18 protein-coding genes and 1 pseudogene are annotated in these 19,642 nt (G+C 39.5%); 3 read left to right on the plus strand and 16 right to left on the minus strand.

The window, feature by feature from the left end; translation table 11 throughout:
- Window positions 1-29: 29 nt before the first annotated feature.
- Both AC3CH7_RS01365 and AC3CH7_RS01370 read right to left on the minus strand, forming a co-directional pair.
- On the minus strand, window positions 30-1,046 hold the full coding sequence (locus AC3CH7_RS01365; protein WP_012294007.1) for an inorganic phosphate transporter: 1,017 nt from the start codon (window positions 1,044-1,046) through the stop codon (window positions 30-32).
- Window positions 1,047-1,061: 15 nt separating this feature from the next.
- Complete coding sequence (locus tag AC3CH7_RS01370; RefSeq protein WP_031419734.1) at window positions 1,062-1,682, minus strand: DUF47 domain-containing protein; 621 nt, start codon at window positions 1,680-1,682, stop codon at window positions 1,062-1,064.
- Between the two features lie 539 nt (window positions 1,683-2,221).
- Between AC3CH7_RS01370 and nhaC the strand changes: the two genes are divergently transcribed.
- Window positions 2,222-3,604 (plus strand): Na+/H+ antiporter NhaC, encoded by a 1,383-nt coding sequence (gene nhaC, locus AC3CH7_RS01375; RefSeq protein WP_031419733.1) that lies wholly within the window; start codon window positions 2,222-2,224, stop codon window positions 3,602-3,604.
- A gap of 50 nt (window positions 3,605-3,654) precedes the next feature.
- Here nhaC and AC3CH7_RS01380 read toward each other — a convergent pair whose 3' ends face one another.
- From AC3CH7_RS01380 to AC3CH7_RS01390, 3 genes are all read right to left on the minus strand, one after another.
- Window positions 3,655-5,136 (minus strand): multicopper oxidase family protein, encoded by a 1,482-nt coding sequence (locus AC3CH7_RS01380; protein WP_488381524.1) that lies wholly within the window; start codon window positions 5,134-5,136, stop codon window positions 3,655-3,657.
- A 67-nt stretch (window positions 5,137-5,203) separates the two neighbouring features.
- Entirely contained in the window at window positions 5,204-5,914 is a 711-nt protein-coding gene (locus tag AC3CH7_RS01385; protein ID WP_488381525.1) for a cytochrome c biogenesis CcdA family protein, read from the minus strand.
- A 31-nt stretch (window positions 5,915-5,945) separates the two neighbouring features.
- A complete protein-coding gene (locus AC3CH7_RS01390) occupies window positions 5,946-6,677 on the minus strand; it encodes a cytochrome c biogenesis CcdA family protein (protein WP_488381526.1) in 732 nt (243 codons plus the stop codon).
- Between the two features lie 324 nt (window positions 6,678-7,001).
- Between AC3CH7_RS01390 and AC3CH7_RS01395 the strand changes: the two genes are divergently transcribed.
- Window positions 7,002-7,769 carry a sporulation protein gene (locus tag AC3CH7_RS01395; RefSeq protein WP_012294001.1) on the plus strand — a complete coding sequence of 256 codons (768 nt, stop codon included), beginning with the start codon at window positions 7,002-7,004 and terminating at the stop codon, window positions 7,767-7,769.
- A 194-nt stretch (window positions 7,770-7,963) separates the two neighbouring features.
- Here AC3CH7_RS01395 and ptsP read toward each other — a convergent pair whose 3' ends face one another.
- The 11 genes from ptsP to AC3CH7_RS01450 form a co-directional block, all read right to left on the minus strand.
- Window positions 7,964-9,676 (minus strand): phosphoenolpyruvate--protein phosphotransferase, encoded by a 1,713-nt coding sequence (gene ptsP / locus AC3CH7_RS01400; RefSeq protein ID WP_281486579.1) that lies wholly within the window; start codon window positions 9,674-9,676, stop codon window positions 7,964-7,966.
- Complete coding sequence (locus AC3CH7_RS01405; RefSeq protein ID WP_012293998.1) at window positions 9,673-9,939, minus strand: HPr family phosphocarrier protein; 267 nt, start codon at window positions 9,937-9,939, stop codon at window positions 9,673-9,675. Before AC3CH7_RS01405 ends, ptsP begins: the two co-directional genes overlap by 4 nt.
- Window positions 9,936-10,688 (minus strand): glucosamine-6-phosphate deaminase, encoded by a 753-nt coding sequence (locus tag AC3CH7_RS01410; RefSeq protein WP_180276562.1) that lies wholly within the window; start codon window positions 10,686-10,688, stop codon window positions 9,936-9,938. Before AC3CH7_RS01410 ends, AC3CH7_RS01405 begins: the two co-directional genes overlap by 4 nt.
- Window positions 10,666-11,376, minus strand: coding sequence for a sugar isomerase domain-containing protein (locus AC3CH7_RS01415; RefSeq protein WP_031419726.1), 711 nt, complete (start codon window positions 11,374-11,376; stop codon window positions 10,666-10,668). The genes AC3CH7_RS01410 and AC3CH7_RS01415 overlap by 23 nt, the downstream gene beginning before the upstream one ends.
- Before the next feature lie 33 nt (window positions 11,377-11,409).
- A complete protein-coding gene (gene nagA, locus AC3CH7_RS01420; protein ID WP_036161330.1) occupies window positions 11,410-12,561 on the minus strand; it encodes an N-acetylglucosamine-6-phosphate deacetylase in 1,152 nt (383 codons plus the stop codon).
- A 96-nt stretch (window positions 12,562-12,657) separates the two neighbouring features.
- Window positions 12,658-14,607, minus strand: a complete 1,950-nt coding sequence (gene nagE, locus AC3CH7_RS01425; protein WP_012293994.1) for an N-acetylglucosamine-specific PTS transporter subunit IIBC — start codon at window positions 14,605-14,607, stop codon at window positions 12,658-12,660.
- A gap of 173 nt (window positions 14,608-14,780) precedes the next feature.
- The gene (locus AC3CH7_RS01430) at window positions 14,781-15,719 is read right to left on the minus strand and encodes an ABC transporter permease (protein WP_207889837.1); all 939 of its coding nucleotides are present in this window, start codon (window positions 15,717-15,719) and stop codon (window positions 14,781-14,783) included.
- Window positions 15,697-16,617, minus strand: coding sequence for an ABC transporter ATP-binding protein (locus AC3CH7_RS01435; RefSeq protein WP_099805257.1), 921 nt, complete (start codon window positions 16,615-16,617; stop codon window positions 15,697-15,699). The genes AC3CH7_RS01430 and AC3CH7_RS01435 overlap by 23 nt, the downstream gene beginning before the upstream one ends.
- Before the next feature lie 43 nt (window positions 16,618-16,660).
- Window positions 16,661-17,383: an ABC transporter ATP-binding protein gene (locus tag AC3CH7_RS01440; protein WP_012293991.1), complete on the minus strand. Its 723-nt coding sequence runs from the start codon at window positions 17,381-17,383 to the stop codon at window positions 16,661-16,663.
- Window positions 17,384-17,392: 9 nt separating this feature from the next.
- Window positions 17,393-17,749, minus strand: a complete 357-nt coding sequence (locus AC3CH7_RS01445; RefSeq protein ID WP_012293990.1) for a GntR family transcriptional regulator — start codon at window positions 17,747-17,749, stop codon at window positions 17,393-17,395.
- Window positions 17,746-18,525, minus strand: a complete 780-nt coding sequence (locus AC3CH7_RS01450) for a hypothetical protein (RefSeq protein ID WP_012293989.1) — start codon at window positions 18,523-18,525, stop codon at window positions 17,746-17,748. Before AC3CH7_RS01450 ends, AC3CH7_RS01445 begins: the two co-directional genes overlap by 4 nt.
- 767 nt (window positions 18,526-19,292) lie before the next feature.
- On the opposite strand from AC3CH7_RS01450, the pseudogene AC3CH7_RS01455 reads away from it, so the two are divergent.
- Window positions 19,293-19,551 (plus strand): annotated as a pseudogene (locus tag AC3CH7_RS01455) (transposase); the annotation flags it as partial.
- Between the last annotated feature and the right edge of the window lie 91 nt (window positions 19,552-19,642).

Here is a 19,642-nt window from a genome sequence, read left to right on the forward strand (position 1 = left end):
CACAGTCGTTGTGCATTCTCCTCGTCAAACTAGAAAAATAAACTTAAAATATAGTAAATTAATGCTGCCATTACTGCAGAGATTGGCATAGTGATGACCCAAGTTGTTACGATTTTACGGGCCATTCCCCATTTAACGCCTTTGACACGATGTGCTGTTCCTACACCCATGATAGATGAAGAAATAACATGTGTTGTGGATACCGGTAAGTGAATTAATGTCGCACCAAAGATAATGGAAGCCGATGCTAAGTCGGCTGCGACGCCATTCACTGGGCGAATCTTCATAATTTTACCGCCCACCGTTTTGATGATTTTATATCCACCTACTGAGGTACCAAGACCCATTGCTGTAGCTGCTGCAAAGCGCACCCAGAAAGGGATATCGTCACCTGTGTGTAATCCTCCTGCGATTAAAGCAAGTGTTATAATCCCCATTGCTTTTTGCGCATCGTTCGTTCCATGTGTAAATGATTGTAGGGCAGCTGTCCCGATTTGCATGGTACGGAAGCCTTTATTTGTACGGTATAAATTCATATCTTTAAAGATGACCTTCAATAGGGTCATCATTAGGAAACCAGCGGCAAATGCTAATAATGGTGAGAAAATCAGTGCTTGTAAAATTTTAATAAACCCTGCATAGTTCAAAATATTGAATCCTGCTGCTGCAATAGCGGCACCTGCTACTGACCCAATTAATGTATGGGAAGAACTTGACGGAATTCCAAAATACCATGTAAGTAAATTCCATGTGATAGCAGATAATAGAGCTGCTAAAATAACGACAGAACCCGTGATATCGCCATCAAAAGCATTTAAGCTAAACGGGTCCACAATGTCTTTTGTTAAGGCTTTTGCTACTCCAACAAATGTAATGGCTCCGACGAAGTTCATAACTGCAGCCATGTAAACCGCTGTACGTGGTTTTAACGCACGGGTTGATACAGATGTTGCAATAGCATTCGCTGTATCATGGAAGCCATTTATAAAGTCGAATACTAATGCAAATATAACGACTAATATGGTAATGAGTAATATTGTATCCATTTGTTACACTCCATCTTATGCGTTACGCATAATTATTGTTTCAATTGTGTTTGCCACTGTTTGGCAGCTATCAGCAATATCCTCGAATTGCTCATAAATATCCTTGAAAACAATGAGGCGCATTGGATCTTTTTCTTGAATAAATAACTGCTTCATTGAGGAACGGAAGATTTCATCACATTCACGTTCGTTATCTTTAATTTGAATAGCATGTTTACGCATCTCAACAAGCTTTTTATTATTTAATAGCTCCATGGCTTGTACCATTTCATCTGTACTCTTCGAAATATATGTTAGGAATTGACGCATTGGCTCCGTTACTTCCGTTAAATTGTACATATTGAAGTGGGCAATACAGCCTTCCATTCCATCAATCACATCATCCAATTTATTCGCTAAAGCTAAAATATCTTCTCGCTCAATTGGTGTCATAAATGATTTATTAAGCATAACGATGAGCTCATGAATTAATTTATCGCCGCTTGTTTCATATTCTTTCATTGTATCGGCAATTTCTTTTAACGCATCTATATCTTGAATATGGGCATTATGAGCATAATAAATTCCCTCATTCACATTTTTAGCGATTTTTAATAAGGACTGAAAAAAAGGATCTTGCTTGTTTGAGTTGAACATCTTGTTCCTCCTGTAAAATAAAAATTATCAATATCTGAACCATCATAACAAAACATTTACACAATTCTACAAAATTTTAAACACTTACGTGTTGATTTTACAAAACTGTAATATAAAATTTGCCACATTTATTTTCAGGGCAGTTTCCAAGTTGAAAACGTTGGAAATCAAATAATAAAAATCACTATTTTTCTTTAAATATGAGCATTTTTTCTGTTATTTTTATAAAAATACTTGAAATTTACTTTTTCCCTTCTATTTGTTTACCACTTGAAATGTTAAGGAATTGTAAACAAGATTTACATTCTAAATAAATATTCCTCTGTTATTTTTTACCTAAAGAATGTCGAAACATGTAACCTTTCCTATTTGTTATGCTCGTCCTCGTTGTTGCTTATACATAAAATAAAAAACAACAATTTTGTATAACTTAAAGGAATTCTTCAATTTTCTGTCAATTGACAAAAAATATTAGCGTGCTATAATACTTTTGGGCTTCACCGCATTGAAGCGAAGAAGTATTTAGTAGGAGGTTACATATGTTTCGAATTGAAGCTAAAAGCAACCCTCGATTTATTGAGGCAAGCTTCGTTATACTTTTAATTATTGCCACAATGGCTTTTAGTATTGGGTATTTAAAAGCAACACCCCATATCCCAATATTTCTGGTTATTTCACTTTTACTAGCCTATGGATTGTTAAAAAGAGTTTCCTTTCGCGATTTAGAAGGTGGGATGATTGCTGGTGCTAGTGCTGGATTGGGCGCTGTTTTCATTTTCTTCTTTATTGGTATTTTAATTTCGAGCTGGATTATGGGTGGAACAATCCCAACGCTCATCTACTATGGTTTTTTAACCGTTTCACCCAACTTTTTCTTTGCCATCGTTTTTTTAATTTGTAGCATTGTAGGTATTTCTGTTGGTAGTTCGTTAACAACCGTGGCAACTGTCGGTGTGGCATTTATGGGTATCGCAGGTGCCATGGACATTTCGTTAACAATAACTGCTGGTGCAATTGTTTCTGGCGCCTTTTTTGGTGATAAAATGTCACCCTTATCCGATACAACCAATCTTGCTTCAGGAACAGTCGGTGTAGATCTATTTGAACATATTAAAAATATGGGCTGGACAACAATCCCTGCTTTCCTGATTTCATTCGTACTATACGCCATTTTATCGCCAACAGGTGAAGCAACATCTTTTGATACGGTTGAGCAATTTAAAGAAGGATTGCTGTCTACAGGACTTATTCATTGGTATACATTATTGCCAATAGTTGTCCTTGTTATTATGACATTCTATAAAGCTCCTGCCGTTATTACATTAGCGGTTGTCTCAATTCTTGGAGTGGGTCTATCTTATACACTGGACCCCCTACCTGCTTCAGACGTCTTCAAAATTTTATTTGATGGCTATGTCTCTCACTCTGGTAATAAGGATGTAGATGCCTTACTGACACGCGGTGGCATGAATAGCATGCTATTTACAATTGCACTTGTACTACTGGCCTTAACAATGGGTGGCCTCTTGTTCACACTTGGTATCATACAAAGTATTTTAGCCAAGGTTGAAAGCTTATTAAAAAGTGCTGGCTCAGTTATTACAGGCGCGGCGATTACTGGCATTGGCATCAATACATTAATCGGTGAGCAGTATTTATCTATCCTGTTAACTGGTGAAGCATTTAAAGCTCAATTTGCGAAGGTTGGCCTAGCTCCTAAGAACCTATCTCGTGTCATGGAGGATGCTGGAACGGTTGTCAATCCACTTGTCCCTTGGAGTGTCTGTGGTATTTTCATCACAAGTGTCCTTGGAATTTCCACACTGGATTATCTACCTTTCACCTTCTTCTGTTTACTCGGCCCGATTCTAACCGTTATTTTTGGCTGGAGTGGCAAAACATTAACAAAGCTTGAGCAATAACAAAAGGTAGCTGATTAAAAATCAGCTACCTTTTTATCCACCAAAAATTTCTATTCTACCTTTACTTGTCCCATCATACCATTATCTTCATGCTCCAATAAATGACAATGGAACATATAGATGCCCTTATCTTGAAACTTCACTGCTAATTTAACTGACTCACCTGGTTCAATGGACACCGTATCCTTCCAGCCCTGTTCATTGGGCGGTGGCGCCTGACCATTAATGGATACAATTTTAAATTGCGTGCCGTGTATATGAAACGGATGGGTCATGCCTCCCATCATATCAGGTTTATTGTAAATTTCCCAAATTTCTGTCACTCCCTGCTGTTGAACAAAATCAATTCTATTCTTATCAAATTGCTTGCCATTAATCGTTACCATCGTCCCCATACCAAATAGCTCTATACGTTTAGATACAGGTAATTGTTGTTCTTCACTAGTTGTAGAGAATTGATTAAATACATCCTGCATCTTCTGTGGAGTAGTGCGTTCATTTGTGATCGTAAACGGTAACAGGACTACACCTTCTTCATTTATCAATGATAAATCATTGGAAGTACGTAGCTTGGAAAAATCGATGATAATTTCAGCACGTTCACCTGGTGTTAAGGTCAGTTTATTTAGTGGAACAGGGCTATTTAAAAATCCTCCATCTGTGGCGATTTGTTGAAAATTCTCATTTGTACTAAGCTTAAAAGTGAAATTCCGAGCATTGGAGCCGTTCACTAATCGAAGTCGAACAGGCTCTTGGCGGACATGAAGCTTCGGATTGAGCGTACCATTGATGAGTAATGTATCACCAATTGTCCCATCATTATTTTTGAATTGCTGGTAGTTCAATTGCTGTTGATCATCAAACTGGCGGTCCTGAAAGATTAACGGAATATCATTCACGCCATATTCATGAGGTAATCCTAAACGCTGTGAATGTTCATCCTCCACGTAAATCAGTCCTGCCAAACCTTTATATACCTGCTCAGCCGTCTGTCCTTCTGGGTGAGGATGAAACCATAAAGTAGCTGCTTGCTGGCGGATATTAAAAGTCAGCTGCTTCGATTGACCAGGTTCTATTCGTTCATGAGGGCCACCATCCCCCTCACCTGGTATTTCTAAACCATGCCAATGAAATGTTGTCTCTTTGCTCATTTCATTTGTTGTTGAAAATTGCACAGTTTGTCCCGATTGAATCCGTATCACCGGCCCTAAAAAGGACCCGTTATAGCCATAGGTTTCTGTTTGAACCCCTTGATAAAACTCTGTTGTCCCTTCTTGTGCGACAATTGAATAGTGAGCTGGATTATCTCCATCTGGTTCTAGTAAAGGTGGGATGACCAACTCATTTTCTCCTGTAGAAGGTGCAAGCTGTAAGGGATTTGTATGACTCATATGACCATTTGTCCTATCCATTCCCTCATGAGCCTTGTTCATTGGTTTAGTAGATAATTCGTCAGCTGTTTTACTAGTACTACACCCGCCTATTAGTAAAATCAATAGCGTCAGTAATGAAAACCATACTTTAGATTTCATCTATTTTCCTCCTTTTGTTACAACAAAACGAATGTAACAAAGAAGTATGGAGAAATGATGAAGGTCGTTAAAATCCTGAAAAACCATCGAACAAGGAGCTTAGCCAAATGATGATTCTTGTTAAACCATCGAAAAATAGAATAATGCCCAGCACAATCATAAAATAGCCACCCACTTTTGTGATCATGTGACTATACTTTCGTATCCATGCGAATTTCGTGACAAATTGTGATAGAAGGAAAAATGGGATGGCGAACCCTAACACATAGGCGATCATGTAAAACATACCCATCCCTGGATGCTGGGAAGCCATCATAAAAACTGCCCCCGTAATTGGGCCTGTACAGGGCGTCCAGCCCGCTGCAAAGGCAAGACCAATAAAAAAAGAGCCCAAATAGCCTGTGGGACGATTTTTAAAGGAAAGACGTTTTTCTTGCATTAAAAATTTCGGGGATAAAGCACCTATAATAATTAAACCAAACAGCACAATTAATATAGCCCCAACCTGTCGCAAAACATCTTGGTACTGGAAGAAAAACCACCCCACAACAGATGAGCCATAGCCTAAGAAAATAAAAATCACAGAAAATCCAATTAAAAAGAATAGTGTATGCAACATACCAATCGTTCTTAATTTTTTATTGTCTCCCTGAAGCTCATCCAATGACATTCCTGTAATATAAGAAATAAAAGCTGGATAGAGCGGTAAGGTGCAAGGCGAAATAAAGTTTAAAAACCCTGCGCCAAAGGCTAAAAAAAGATTCATATCTGGATTCATTTTGTTCGCTCCTTACATCTTACAAGTTAAGTTATCCCCAATATGTAATGGTGTCCATTATACCTAGTAATAGTAACAATATGCCTGCCATTAATTGAATAACTCTCCCCATCTTCATGCTTGTTCGTAAAATGAGACGCTTAGCATCGAAAAGATAAATGAAGAGAAGCATGATGAGTAGTGGTACAGAAGTGGCAACCCCAAAAATACTCGGTAAGATAAACCCATAGGAAGTGCCTGTCACAATGGGCATTAGCCATACAAAAAACAGCACAAACATGGTTGGACAAAAGGCAATAGAGAAACTAGCCCCCATTAAAAAGGAGCCTAATTTGCCCCCTTTCATAACAGGAGGAATAAGATTCGACAGGCGATTTAAAAATTTTAGCTTTAATAAACCTAATAAAACGAGCCCTGTCAGTATCATAATTGGTCCAATGGCCTGACGAAAAATGGGGAAATACAATGTCATTTTAGTTTCAAACGATTGTCCAAATAACCATGCTAAAAAACCAAGTCCGCTAAAAACAACTACTTTTCCAAAAATAAAAAACAGAATATCCTGCCAATTATTTTTCATTTGAAGCGTCCTATTTCCATAAAATGTAACCGCACTCATATTACCGGTTATTTGGCAGGGAGCTAGTGCCCCTATGAGACCTAAAAGAAGCGCCATAGCCCAAGCTGAATGCTCATAGGCATTTAAAAATTGGTTGATTGGCTCACTCATAAATTGACTAATCGCTGACAAAAAACTATACAATTGAAACACCCTCTATCTGTTCATCATTTCAGCTTTAAAAACTAGCCAAAACTAGTATAAAGGTTAAATATGAATAAACGGTGCAGAAATCGAACACACCGTTTTGAGAAAACTATGATGTGATCAAAGTATGTCTTTTTGTTGGTAGACGCTATCATACGAATCCACACCGGGAGAGCGATACTAGATATGGTTTCATTGCTCGTGCTATCGCCATCCCTCTTTCGATTTCCAATGAGTATGGCGAAAAATTTATGAGTCTTGAAACCTTTTTTCAAACTGTGCGTATGTATATCTAACAATGTCAGTAGGAGGAATGTAAGAATGTCTTTTTTTCATAAAGCACTAGCAAGTTTTGGAATAGGTTCAGCAACAGTTGATACAAGGTTGGAAAAGGATACTTATCGAGCTGGAGAAGTCATGCGAGGTGAAATCATCGTGCGTGGTGGTCAAGTTGAACAACAAGTGGATTCTATCTATTTATCTATAAATACGACATATATACGAGAGTCCAATGATCATAAACATACAGAGGTGGCCACTCTACAAAAAGTCAAAGTGACAGAGCCTTTTACACTAGCAGCTAGTGAAGAGAAGGTCATTCCCATTTCATTGACACTGCCCTTTGAAACACCCATTAGTGCGGGCAAAACGCAAGTTTGGATTCAAACTGGACTTGATATTAAAAATGCCGTAGACCCAAGTGATAAAGATTATATTCGTGTAGAGCCAACAAGCCTCGCATCACATATACTTGACGCTATAGGGCAATTAGGTTTTCGTTTACGAGAAGCAGAATGTGAACAAGCCCCAGCACGCTTCCGTGGATATTATCCATTTGTACAGGAGTTTGAATTTGTACCAACAGGTTCCTTTAGAGGACATCTAGATGAACTTGAAATAGTTTTCCTCTCGCAGTCCAATCACTCTGCAGAAATTCTATTACAAATTGACCGCAAAGTAAGAGGGATTGGAAGCTTCTTCGCAGAGGCTCTAGAGATGGATGAAAGCTACGTTCGAACAACGATTACGATGCATGATCTACCGACGCTTCCAGAAAAGCTTCAACAACTTATTTCAAAGCATATATAAATTCAATAAAAAGTAGTTGAAGAGCACTTCAACTACTTTTTTATCTCCAAGCACACGTATGGAGGAGATGATTTTATGTCATGGCAAAAAAATCGGGTTTTGCTGTGAAAAAGAAAAAAGACTGTAGACAACTCAACATTTTTTTGAGCTCATCTACAGCCTGAACCATTTACTACGTGTAGCTAATAGAAAAGTTATTTCACCGCTTGCTTTACTTTTTCCATAACCTCTTCAGCTGTTGCTACTTGTAACGCCTCAGTCGCTAAAGCTTGCATGTCCTTAACAGACAGACGCTTCAATAAAGAGCGTGTTTTCAAAATGGATGTTGCGCTCATTGAAAATTCATCTAAGCCTAAGCCAAGCAATAAAGGAACTGCTAGCTCGTCGCCTGCCATCTCTCCGCACATCCCTACCCATTTCTGTTCTTGATGGGCGGCATGAATGACCATTTGAATCAAGCGTAAAATAGCTGGATTATAAGGCTGATATAAATAAGATACTTTTTCATTCATACGATCTGCAGCCATTGTATATTGAATTAAATCATTCGTTCCAATGGAGAAAAAGTCCACTTCCTTCGCAAAAACATCAGCCATCACTGCTGTAGCAGGAATTTCAACCATCATACCAATTTCAATGTCAGCACTTACTTCCTCCCCCGCTGCTTTTAGCTTTTCTTGCTCTTCTAACAAAATCGCTTTGGCATCACGGAACTCTTGAATAGTCGCTATCATCGGGAACATAATTTTGAGGTTTCCATATACAGATGCTCGCAGTAGAGCGCGCAATTGCGTACGGAATAATTCCTGTTGCTCTAAGCATAGACGAATGGCACGATGACCAAGGAATGGATTCATTTCCTCCTGTAGCGGTAGATAGGGCAAATGTTTGTCTCCACCAATATCTAGTGTGCGAATGACTACTGGCTTCCCCTGCATTCCCTCAAGAACCGTTTGATAAGCCGTAAATTGCTCATCCTCAGATGGCAGGTTTTCTCTGCCCATATATAAAAACTCTGTACGATATAGGCCAATTCCTTCAGCCCCATGGCGCAATACGCCCTCCAAATCGCCTGGAGAGCCAATATTAGCGGCTAGCTCTACATGTACACCGTCTTTGGACACCGTTTGTTCGTTTACTAAGGTTGCCCATTCCGCTTGTTGAGTATGATAGCTTTGGGCTTTTTCTTGATAGCTAACAATCACATCAGCCGTTGGATTGACAAACACTTGACCGGATAAACCATCCACGATTAATATATCTCCATCTTGAATCGTAGTCGTTGCTACACCAGTTCCAACTACTGCTGGAATCTCTAATGAACGTGCCATAATGGCTGAATGAGAGGTGCGCCCCCCAATATCCGTAATAAAGCCTAGGACAAAGTTACGATCCAATTGAGCTGTCTCTGAAGGAGTCAAATCATTAGCTACAATAATCACCTGTTCACTAATACTACTTGGGTTAGGAATATGTACACCGAGTAAATGTGCTAAAATGCGGTTGGTCACATCTTTAATATCTGAAGCACGTGCACTCATGTATTCATCATCCATACTTTCAAATAACGCCACAAACATTGATGAAACTTCATGTAAGGCAAATTCTGCATTGACTCCTTCATCAGCTATTTTTTGATTGATAGGCCCAATTAATTCTGGGTCCTTCACCACTAATAAATGCGCTTCAAAGATGGCTGCTTCCTCGGCACTGAATTTTTTTAATGTTTGCTGTTTGATGGCCTCTAGCTCTTGCTCCGTTTTGGCAAGGGCAGCGGCTAAACGTTGCTGCTCCGCCTGAACATCTTGAACCGTTGTTTGGCTAAATGTTAAATTCGGCTGTACAAACCGATACGCTTTAGCAATGGCAATGCCGTCTGAAGCGGCAATACCAGCGAGATGTGTCATTGTGCAAGCCCCATTTCTGTCAGTAATGTTGCTAATGCCTCAAATGCTTGATCTTCGTCTTCCCCCTCTACATATAGTGTAAATTGAGAACCTTGCTTTAAAGCTAATCCCATTACGCCAAGAATTGATTTTAAATTCGCTGCTTTTTCTTCAGTACGCACTTCAATTGCGGAAGCGAATGGTGTAGCTTTTGCCACAAGCTGGCTTGCTGGACGTGCATGAATTCCTAACGGATCGATTACTGTAAATTGTTGTGTTTTCATGATTTATTCTCCTCTACTTGTAAATCTGTTAAAATGATGACATTTGGATGTTTGGTTAAAGCACTTGCTGGAATTTCCTCTGTATAATCAGAGGCCAGCACACGCTCTAATACTTCACGCTTAGTTTCTCCCACTGCAATTAACAAAATGCATTTTGCACGCATAATAGATTGAATCCCCATAGTGAACGCTTGCGTGGGCACTTCATTAATCGATGAAAAGAAGCGAGCATTGGCTTGACGAGTCGATTCTTCCAATGTTACAAGATGTGTCAAGGACTCAAATGGTGTACCTGGTTCATTGAAGCCAATATGGCCATTTTGTCCGATACCAAGCAATTGAAAGTCTAAGGAATGTTGTTGTAATAGCGCTTCATAGCGAGCTGCTTCCTCTAAAGGATTCGTCGCTAAGCCATTTGGTAAATAAGAAGCTTGGAATGGTTTTTCGTGAAATAAATGCTGATGCATGTAATAGGCATAGCTTTGCTCATGGTTAGCTTCAAGCCCTACATATTCATCCAAATTAAAGCTGATGCAATTCGAAAAATCAATATCTGTTTTACAGATTTTAGCATACAACGGTTCCATCGTTCCACCAGTAGCTAGCCCGAACGTTGTGGACCCATTATTTTTAGCAGCCGCAATGATGGCAACGGCTCGTGCATATAAATCTTCTTTTGAATTAAATCTTTCTATGTTCACCACATATCCTCCTTTTCCTAAGGTCTTAAAAATGAATACGCTGACCATATTGATCAATGAGCTCATCATTATTGGTGTTCCCTAAGTTACTGCTAGCAAACACGGGTAAGCTGGCGCCTTGTTCATGCAGAATTTCAATGATTTGAGCGCATAGAGCATTTAGTAGCGCTGCCCCTAATACGGTAGATACAGGTCCATATTGGAACTCATCAACTGTTAAAACCCCATCCCCTAGTGGTACATGCGTATTTAAAACATCATCCACGATATCCTCTAAACGTTGACCTGAGGGATGGCGTGATGGCTGCTGTTGATAGGCCAATGATTGTAGTGATATCGTATGCGCACCTGCTTCTTTTGCGTAAATCGCCATATCAATTGGTACTGGATTGTTGGCAGAGGTTGAAATGATGATACAAACATCTTTGTCATCAAACTGTAGCTCATCCTTATAGGGAGCTAAAAATGCTTGCTTCTTTTCATTTTGTGAAGATTGCCGGGCTCCCTGATGTAGCATTAAGGATTCAATGTGTATCGGTTTGACTGGAACTAAGCCACCAGCCCTGAAATAACATTCTTGTGCTAATAACATGGAATGACCTGAACCAAATAACTGGATAATGCCTCCCTGTACTAGACGTTTAACGATTAACTGAGCTACACGGTTAATTTGTTCACTTTCTTGTTGTGCCACCATTGTTAAATAGCGATTGACTTGTTGAAAATAGGTATTCATCATCTATCACCTTTTCATTTCAAACATTTCTTCCTAATTGTTTGTCTGCACCCTGATCCGGCCAGCTTTAATCGTTTGATGGAGCAGCAAGTGTTCATCTACAATCACTGCATCCGCATCATACCCTTCTGTAAGCTGCCCTTTGTTCGTTAATTTTAATTGCTGGGCAGCATTATAGCTGGACATTTTCACAAGCTCCTCCAATGTACAGTTGGTAATCTGACGCATATTTCGTACTGCTTGATCCATTGTTAAAATACTGCCTGCCAGTGAACCGTTCGATAAATGTGCGCCTGATTCTGTCACATGCACCAATTGACCACCTAAATCATATTCACCGTAGGGCATACCCTTCGCTCGCATCGCATCCGTTATTAAAATAATGCCGTCTGCCCCCTTCAAGCGATAAGCCATTTCCACAGCTCCTTCATGCATATGAATAAAATCAACAATTAGTTCAGCCTTTATGGCATCTACTAGCAAAACACCACCAACCACACCTGGATCACGATGATGGAATGGACGCATTTGATTGTATAAATGAGTCCCCTGTGATGCACCTAATTGAACAGCTTCCTGCATTTGCTCAAATGTAGCGTCGGAATGACCAATTGATACAATAACGCCACTTTCAGAAAGGCTTTGGACAGCTGCCATTCCATTAGGTTCCTCCGGTGCCAGCGTAATTTGTTTAATTTTTTGACCACTTAATGCTTGCCATTTTTTAATGACTTCCATATCTGGCTGGACAATATAATCAAGTGGCTGAGCTCCTGCACGCTGCTTCGATACGAAAGGTCCCTCAATATGCAGACCAAGTACTTCCGCTTCATCTGACTTTGGCTGAAATTGTGCCACATTGACGATGGCCCGTTCGATTTTGTCAAAGCTTTGCGTCATCGTAGTGGCTAAAAAGCTGGTTGTACCCTCTTTTAATAGTGATTGGGCCATGATATGTAACCCTTCATCAGATGCATCCATCGTATCCATTTGGGCAGACCCGTGAATATGCATGTCAATAAATCCTGGCAATAAAAACTTTCCTGAACCCTCTAATTGATCAACGCCCTGCGCGTGAATATGCTGGGCAATCTGAGCAATTTTGCCGTCCTTCATCCACACATCCATCTGTTCATCTCGACCACTCGCATTGACCACTGTGATGTTCCGAATTATTAAACTCAAGAAAAACATCTCCTCTTCTTGAACAAGGGCTGTTGAAAAGGTATCCATTTGCAATATGATTGCCTATGTTCCCTCTGCACACAGCCCCATGACTTGTTACTTTTTCAATGAAATAATATTGGTAGCGCCTGCTCTTTGGAAACTTGATTTTTCTAACGTAATCTCTTGCCCCATTAGGCTAGTGAAAACGACAGGGGTAATAATGGAAGGCACTTGTTCCTTTATTTTTGTGATGTCTGCTTTTAATAATGCCTCTCCACGTTTAATTGTTTGACCATCTGATACAAGCATGTCAAAGCCCTCACCATTCAGTGTTACAGTATCTAAACCGACATGAATTAATAATTCTACACCAGTTTCAGATTTTAAACCGATCGCATGCTTCGTTGGGAAAATCATCACCACTTGACCGTCAAACGGTGCATAAACAGTTCCATCTGTTGGACGAATCCCAAAACCAGGACCCATCAGGCCAGCAGAGAATGCTTCATCCGGTACTTCTGATAACGGTAATAAATCCCCTGTCATTGGCATTTCAAAATCATGGAAAGTTGTTGTTGCGTCACTTTTTACTTCTGCTGTCGCTACAGGCTGTTCCGTCAGCAACTGGACATTAGCAGGTGCTGGGTTGCCTTTTTGCAGACGTTCTTTCATAGCCTCCGCTAAAAACTCAACAGATGTTCCAATAATTACTTGTACATTGGTTTTACTAATACGCATAACACCTCGCGCACCTGTTTGCTTCAATGTTTTCTCATCCACGACACTGGCATCCTGTACGGACATACGTAAACGAGTCGTGCAGTAATCCACTTGCTGAATATTCTCTTTACCACCTAATGCTTCAATTGTGTAGTAGGCACGTACATCAATATCATCGGAAATAGCTGAATTTGATTCCCCATCCTCTTCCTCATCATCTTCACGTCCTGGTGTCTTTAAGTCCAGTTTTTTAATCAAGAAATAAAAGACGACAAAATATATGGCCCCAAAGCCTAAACCTAATGGTAGAAGCATTAATGGTTTATCGGCCAAACCTAAGTTTAGCAAGTAGTCAATTAACCCTGCTGAGAATCCAAAGCCATCACGGAACCCAACCATATAGGCAACTGCAAGGGAAATACCTGTTAATACTGCATGGATACCATAAAGAACAGGTGATAAGAACATGAATGAAAATTCAATCGGCTCCGTCACACCTGTTAAAAAGGCTGTTAAAGCGATAGATACGAACATTCCACCCACAATCGGTCGTTTTTCTTTTTTCGCTGTGAAATACATCGCAAGACAAGCTGCTGGTAAACCGAACATCATTATTGGGAAGAAACCAGCTTGGAAATGTCCAGCTGTTGGATCGCCTGCTAAGAAACGATGGATATCCCCTTTCACAATTTCACCCGCGGCATTCGTAAATTCACCGAAATCAAACCAAATAACCGTATTGATTACATGGTGAAGACCAACTGGTATTAATAGACGGTTGAAGAAACCATACATCCCAACGCCAAGTGATCCTGCACCGATCATCCAATTGCCGACAGCATCAATACCGCCCTGAATTGGTCCCCAAGCAATGGCTAAAATGCTCCCTAAAATCGCCATAGTGATGGACGTGATAATTGGTACAAACCGCCGTCCACCAAAGAATGATAACCATTCTGGAAATTTCACATTATAATATTTGTTATACAGTAAGCCTGCCGTAATACCGGCAATAATACCACCAAACACACCCATATTTAATTCTTCATTAACCGTCCCTAAAACGGCTACTAATACGAGGTGAGCAATCGCACCTGCAAGAGCTGCTCCCCCACTGCTATCATGTGCTAACCCCATCGCAATACCAATCGCAAAAATAATAGGTAAATTGCCTAGTATAGCATTCCCAGAAGCGGCCATAATACTAGCAATGTACTGAATGGCTTCATTCGGCACTGCTCCAAGCATATCCCCAGAACCTAAACGCAAAAGCAAGGCTGCTGCCGGTAATGTCGCGATTGGAAACATAAGTGACTTACCGATTTTTTGTAAGAAAGCAAACATTCTTTATCCCCCTTTGGTATAGTTGTCTAGACCACTTTTATGAAAAAAAAGCGTTTTCATTAAGTTGCTATTATTATAGGCGCAATTTGAAAAAAAATAAATACTTTTTTAATAATTCTTGATGTAAAAAAACCGTACCCTAATAAAGCATTAGGGCACAGTTCTTCTTTAAATTATGCAGTAACGTCTCGTTTCATAAAGGATGTATAACTAATCACTAGGAAAATTACAGCATAAATAGCTAATACAGTTAGCGAGAAAGGCATTGTCATATCTGGAACCATTAACATATCTTTTTCATACTGAGTTAAATCTGCATGTGTTAGCCAAATGTATTTGACAATGTCGTATCTACTTAAGAACATAATGATCATGCCACCTGTAAATGACAGGAACATCGTTAAGCCGATTGCTAATGAGCTCGAACGGAATACTGAACCAACTAAAAAGGCAAATAATGTAGACATAACAAAATCACCGCCAGATAATAGATAATGGTAGGCTAAATCATTCCATACTGCCTTTTCAGCCACCTGACCATTAACAATCTCTAATTCCACACCTGAGCCTACACCAAATAATACTAAACCTACAATTGCACTCACAACTACATTTACAGCAACTAAAAACAAACCGAATAAGAAGGTTGTCAATAATTTAGACGTTAACACCCTCGCACGGGACATAGGACGAGTCAACAGCATTTTAATAGTACCTGTTGAAAATTCGCTGGAGACAATACTTGCGGCAGTAATCACCGTAAATAAAGTGACAAGTGTTAGCATATTGCTTGTAAAGGACATAAAGCTTGCAAGGCTGCTATCTTCTTGACTCGGCGCATCATGGGCTAATCGGTACTCCGAAATAGCAATTCGCTCTTCAAAAAATGCTTTGTCTTCCTCGGATATGTCCTCCTCTGCCAGCATTGCCTTATTATTTTGGATAGACTGCTGCTCTATCTCCTGCCATGTTCCCTCATCTGATGATTTACCCTCATAATATTTCATGATGCCGCCAGGAACTAGAATGACAAGGACAAGCATAGCGACCATTGCCCACGTCCCTTTTTTATGCCATAATTTCATCCATTCATTTTGAATTAGCTTCAGCAATTTGTCCGCCTCCAGTCATTTCTAAGAATTGATCCTCTAATGTTTTCTGATGTGGCTGTACGGCAAATAGTTGCATACCTGCTTGCACAAGCCCTAATGTCAATGCAGGAACATCCTCTTTCTTCAATTCAATTACATAGCCTTGTTTCATTGCCTCAAACTTGTAATCATGTTGTGCCAGATGGGCAGAAACCTGCTCTTGTGGCTGTGCTTCCACATAGTAAAACGACGTGCTTTCATTATGAATTTCACGAATGTCGATTAGCTTCCCATTTTGAATGACGGCCACTCGATCACACATTAGCTCAATTTCAGATAATAAGTGACTGGATACAAAAACCGACACGTTATCTTCTGCCGCAATTTTGCGAAGGTACATACGGAATTCGCGAATACCAGCTGGGTCTAAACCATTCGTTGGTTCATCTAATATTAGAAATTTTGGTCGATGTAATAGCGCCTGAGCAAGCCCTAGTCGTTGACGCATACCAAGAGAATACGTTGCAACCTTTTCATGGATACGATTTTCTAGACCAACCTGTTTAACGACCTCCATGATTCGTTCCTTTGAAACATTTTTATGCATACGTGCAAAATGCAATAAATTTTTATAGCCCGACATAAATTTATACATTTCTGGATTTTCGACAATCACACCAACCTTGCTAATCGCTTCCTCATAATGCTCCTGTAGCGATAGTCCATCAATGATGACCTTGCCCTCTGTTGGATGCATAAGGCCCGTCATCATACGAATCGTTGTTGTTTTCCCTGCCCCATTGGGTCCTAAAAAACCTGTAATTTGTCCTGGATATAAATCAATGTTTAATTGTTGTATTAATTGCTTTCCACGAATGGTTTTCGATAGATTTTGCAATTGAACAATTGGTTCTGTCATATTTATTCACCCTTTCTTTTTAGTTACGCCTGAGCCTTTATCGTTAAAAGTGTTGGCGATCGTTATCATTGGAAGAATGACCATAAAAACCTTTCATCCATTGAACCGCATCTTTATTGGTCACATCACGCAATGTCTCTACGTCTTCATAAGCTGTGATAGAGCCAGCTTTTAATAAAATAATTTGATCTAAAATAGGTTCAACCTCATATAATTCATGCGTAGACAGCAAAATCGTTTGATTTTCAATGTCCGTAAATTGAATTAAACCTTTAATGAGCTGCTCTCGCACAATGGGGTCTAGCCCAGCAAATGGTTCATCCATTAAATAATAAGGAACTTCTCGGCCCAGTGTAGCAGCCATTTTCATACGTCCACGATTCCCTTTTGATAATTGACGTAGCTTCTTATTTTTATCCACCTGTAAAAATTCAGCTACTATACATGCCTTATCATAGGAAAAGTCTTCAAATTGAGAAGCGTAGTGCTGAAAGAGCTGTTCCCCCGTATAATAATCAAAAAACAAATCAGTATCTGGTAAATAAGCAATTTGATCCGCACTTCGTCGAGTAATTGGTTGACCATTCAATACCACTTCACCAGTTGAGGAGCGTAATAAGCCAGCTAAAACTTTGAGAAGTGTAGATTTACCACTACCATTTTCCCCAACGAGCCCAATGATCTGTCCAATAGGAAAGGAAAAGGATAAATCCTGTAAAATGGGCTTATTCTTATACTGAAAAGACACATTTAATAGCTGTAACATTCCTTCACCTCATGCTTTATTTTTTAATACAACGAGCATTTCTTCTTTGGAAAATCCCAACGCCTCGATAGATGTTAAAAAACTTTCGGCTAACTTATTTTTCATATCATCTCGTAATCCTTCGATGCGTTCCTCATTAGTCGTAATAAAAGTACCCTGTCCTCGTTTGGTTTCCGTTATATTCATTGCCTCTAACTCCTTATAGACTCGTTGCACCGTATTAACATTGACACCCGTTTCGACTGCATATTCCCTTACAGAGGGCAGTCGATCTCCAAGCAATATCTGCCCCTTTAAAATGTCCCCGCATATCCGATCGACAAGCTGACTATAAATTGGTTTATCACGTGAAAAATCCATCGTCATCGTAATACCACCTTTTCAAGCCACTTGGATGCCGTTAAAAAAAGCAGTACGATGAGTAAAATAGAAGCTACTTCTTCAACAACATAAATAGAGCCCAGCCTCCATTCCATCGTTGTCGTTGCTTTTACTTTGGGTAAAAACGGTTCTAATTTGCTTAACGAAATGGCGCCACGGTGGAAAACCGTGTCATAAAACTGACTCTCCGTTATTCGTACCCAAGCCGATGTGGTAAGTCCAAAAGCAACCATCGTCAATACAATGGAAAAACGCCCAATCACATGCTTCAATTGCAAGTAAAAAGCTAAAAAGAACAACAGTAAAACAAATAACATAAATTGGAAAATAGTTAACGCAATCACAATTCCTATTAAAACGAATACGATTTGTCCAATATTTGCGATAAACTCTTCTTTTATATTAAAGATGGCAATACCCACAAAGAGCGTATTAAAAAGCGCATAGCCTATGAGCGAACAGACCATCTTGGCTCCTACTAGCTTTGTGATGGAACTAGTGGAATGGAGCCAGCTTTCCTTAGCTTTAATATCCAAACGCATACTCGCTAAAAATTGTAAAACAGAATAAAATCCACCTACAAAAAGGACAAGAAGCGTAAAGGCAAATGCTAGCTGATTTTCTTTAGGGAAGAGATCAACAAATTGATGTAATCCATAGGGAACGATCCAAGAAAACATAATTCCCGCAAATATCCCCATTAAAAACCATGAGCGGTAAAGTACCCATTCTTTTTTTAAAAGTCCTACAAAACTTTTCATGCTCAACACCTCGTGTCATAGTGTACTAGTCAGATATTACACTATGACTTCTTTATTTTCAAGTACCAAATACAAGAAAAAGGAAATGAGAGCCTCGTTTGATTAAAATGAAACATTTAACTTGTATAGCATGAGCTCTCTTCAGCTATCAATAAAGTCTAAAACAGAATACATTGCGAGGACACAAAGACAACAAAAGGCGGAACCAAAATGGAAAAAATGGTGCTATTTTACTACTATATTGAGTTTACAAATAGAGGGGGCATTCAAGGGCAAAAATTCCGACTCGGTATTGAAGGAGATGACATATCCGAAGTTAGCCCAATATATTGTAGAGGATATGAGATTGCTAATGGTTGGTAGAGTAAGCATTCTTAACAAGAAAATGATGAATGAAAAACTTAAAAGACAAACCAAAAAGGAGAAATTAGGACGTACAGATTAGTCCGAAGAGTGCTATTGATTCCACTATCATGAAGTAAAAAAAAGAAGAGCCCTTTTTAGGACTCTTCTCAGACTGTAGACAAACTCAAAAAATTTGAGAGTTTGCCTACAGTCTTTTTTCTTTTACAATGAAATAAAGTAAAGTCGTTGATTTCCACTACCGGCGGACGCTTTCCGCGGGCGGGGTCGAGCTGCTTCCCTCGCCTCGCTCAGTCCAGGATCTCGACTTTCCCGCTTTTCCCGCAGGAGTCGCCGCCCTTCGTTCCCATCAACTTCTACATAAAGTACTTACTTTATCTACATAGGGTGTTAAAAAGTAAACGATGATGACGAAGAACAATCCAATGAACGAGAACAATTAGAAATGTTAACGATTGATCCATTAGTTCCCAACGATTATTTAGTGCGAAAACTAGGGGCTGCTATTGATTTTTCATTTATCTATCCTTTAGTCGAACAGCTCTATTCACCTAATGGGCGTCCTAGATTGATCCTGTTGTTCTCTTTAAAATGACGTTTATTCAGTACGTTTTTGGTATTCGGTCTATGCAGGCGATGCTTACTTTTGCTGCCATGAATTTAAAGAAACTAGCTACTTGGACGTGGCAGACAGCTTAAGAGAGCATCTATGCTCGAAGAGTATGTTGGATACAGCAATGATTTACCAAATATT

It is taken from the genome of Lysinibacillus sp. F12 (assembly GCF_057773605.1).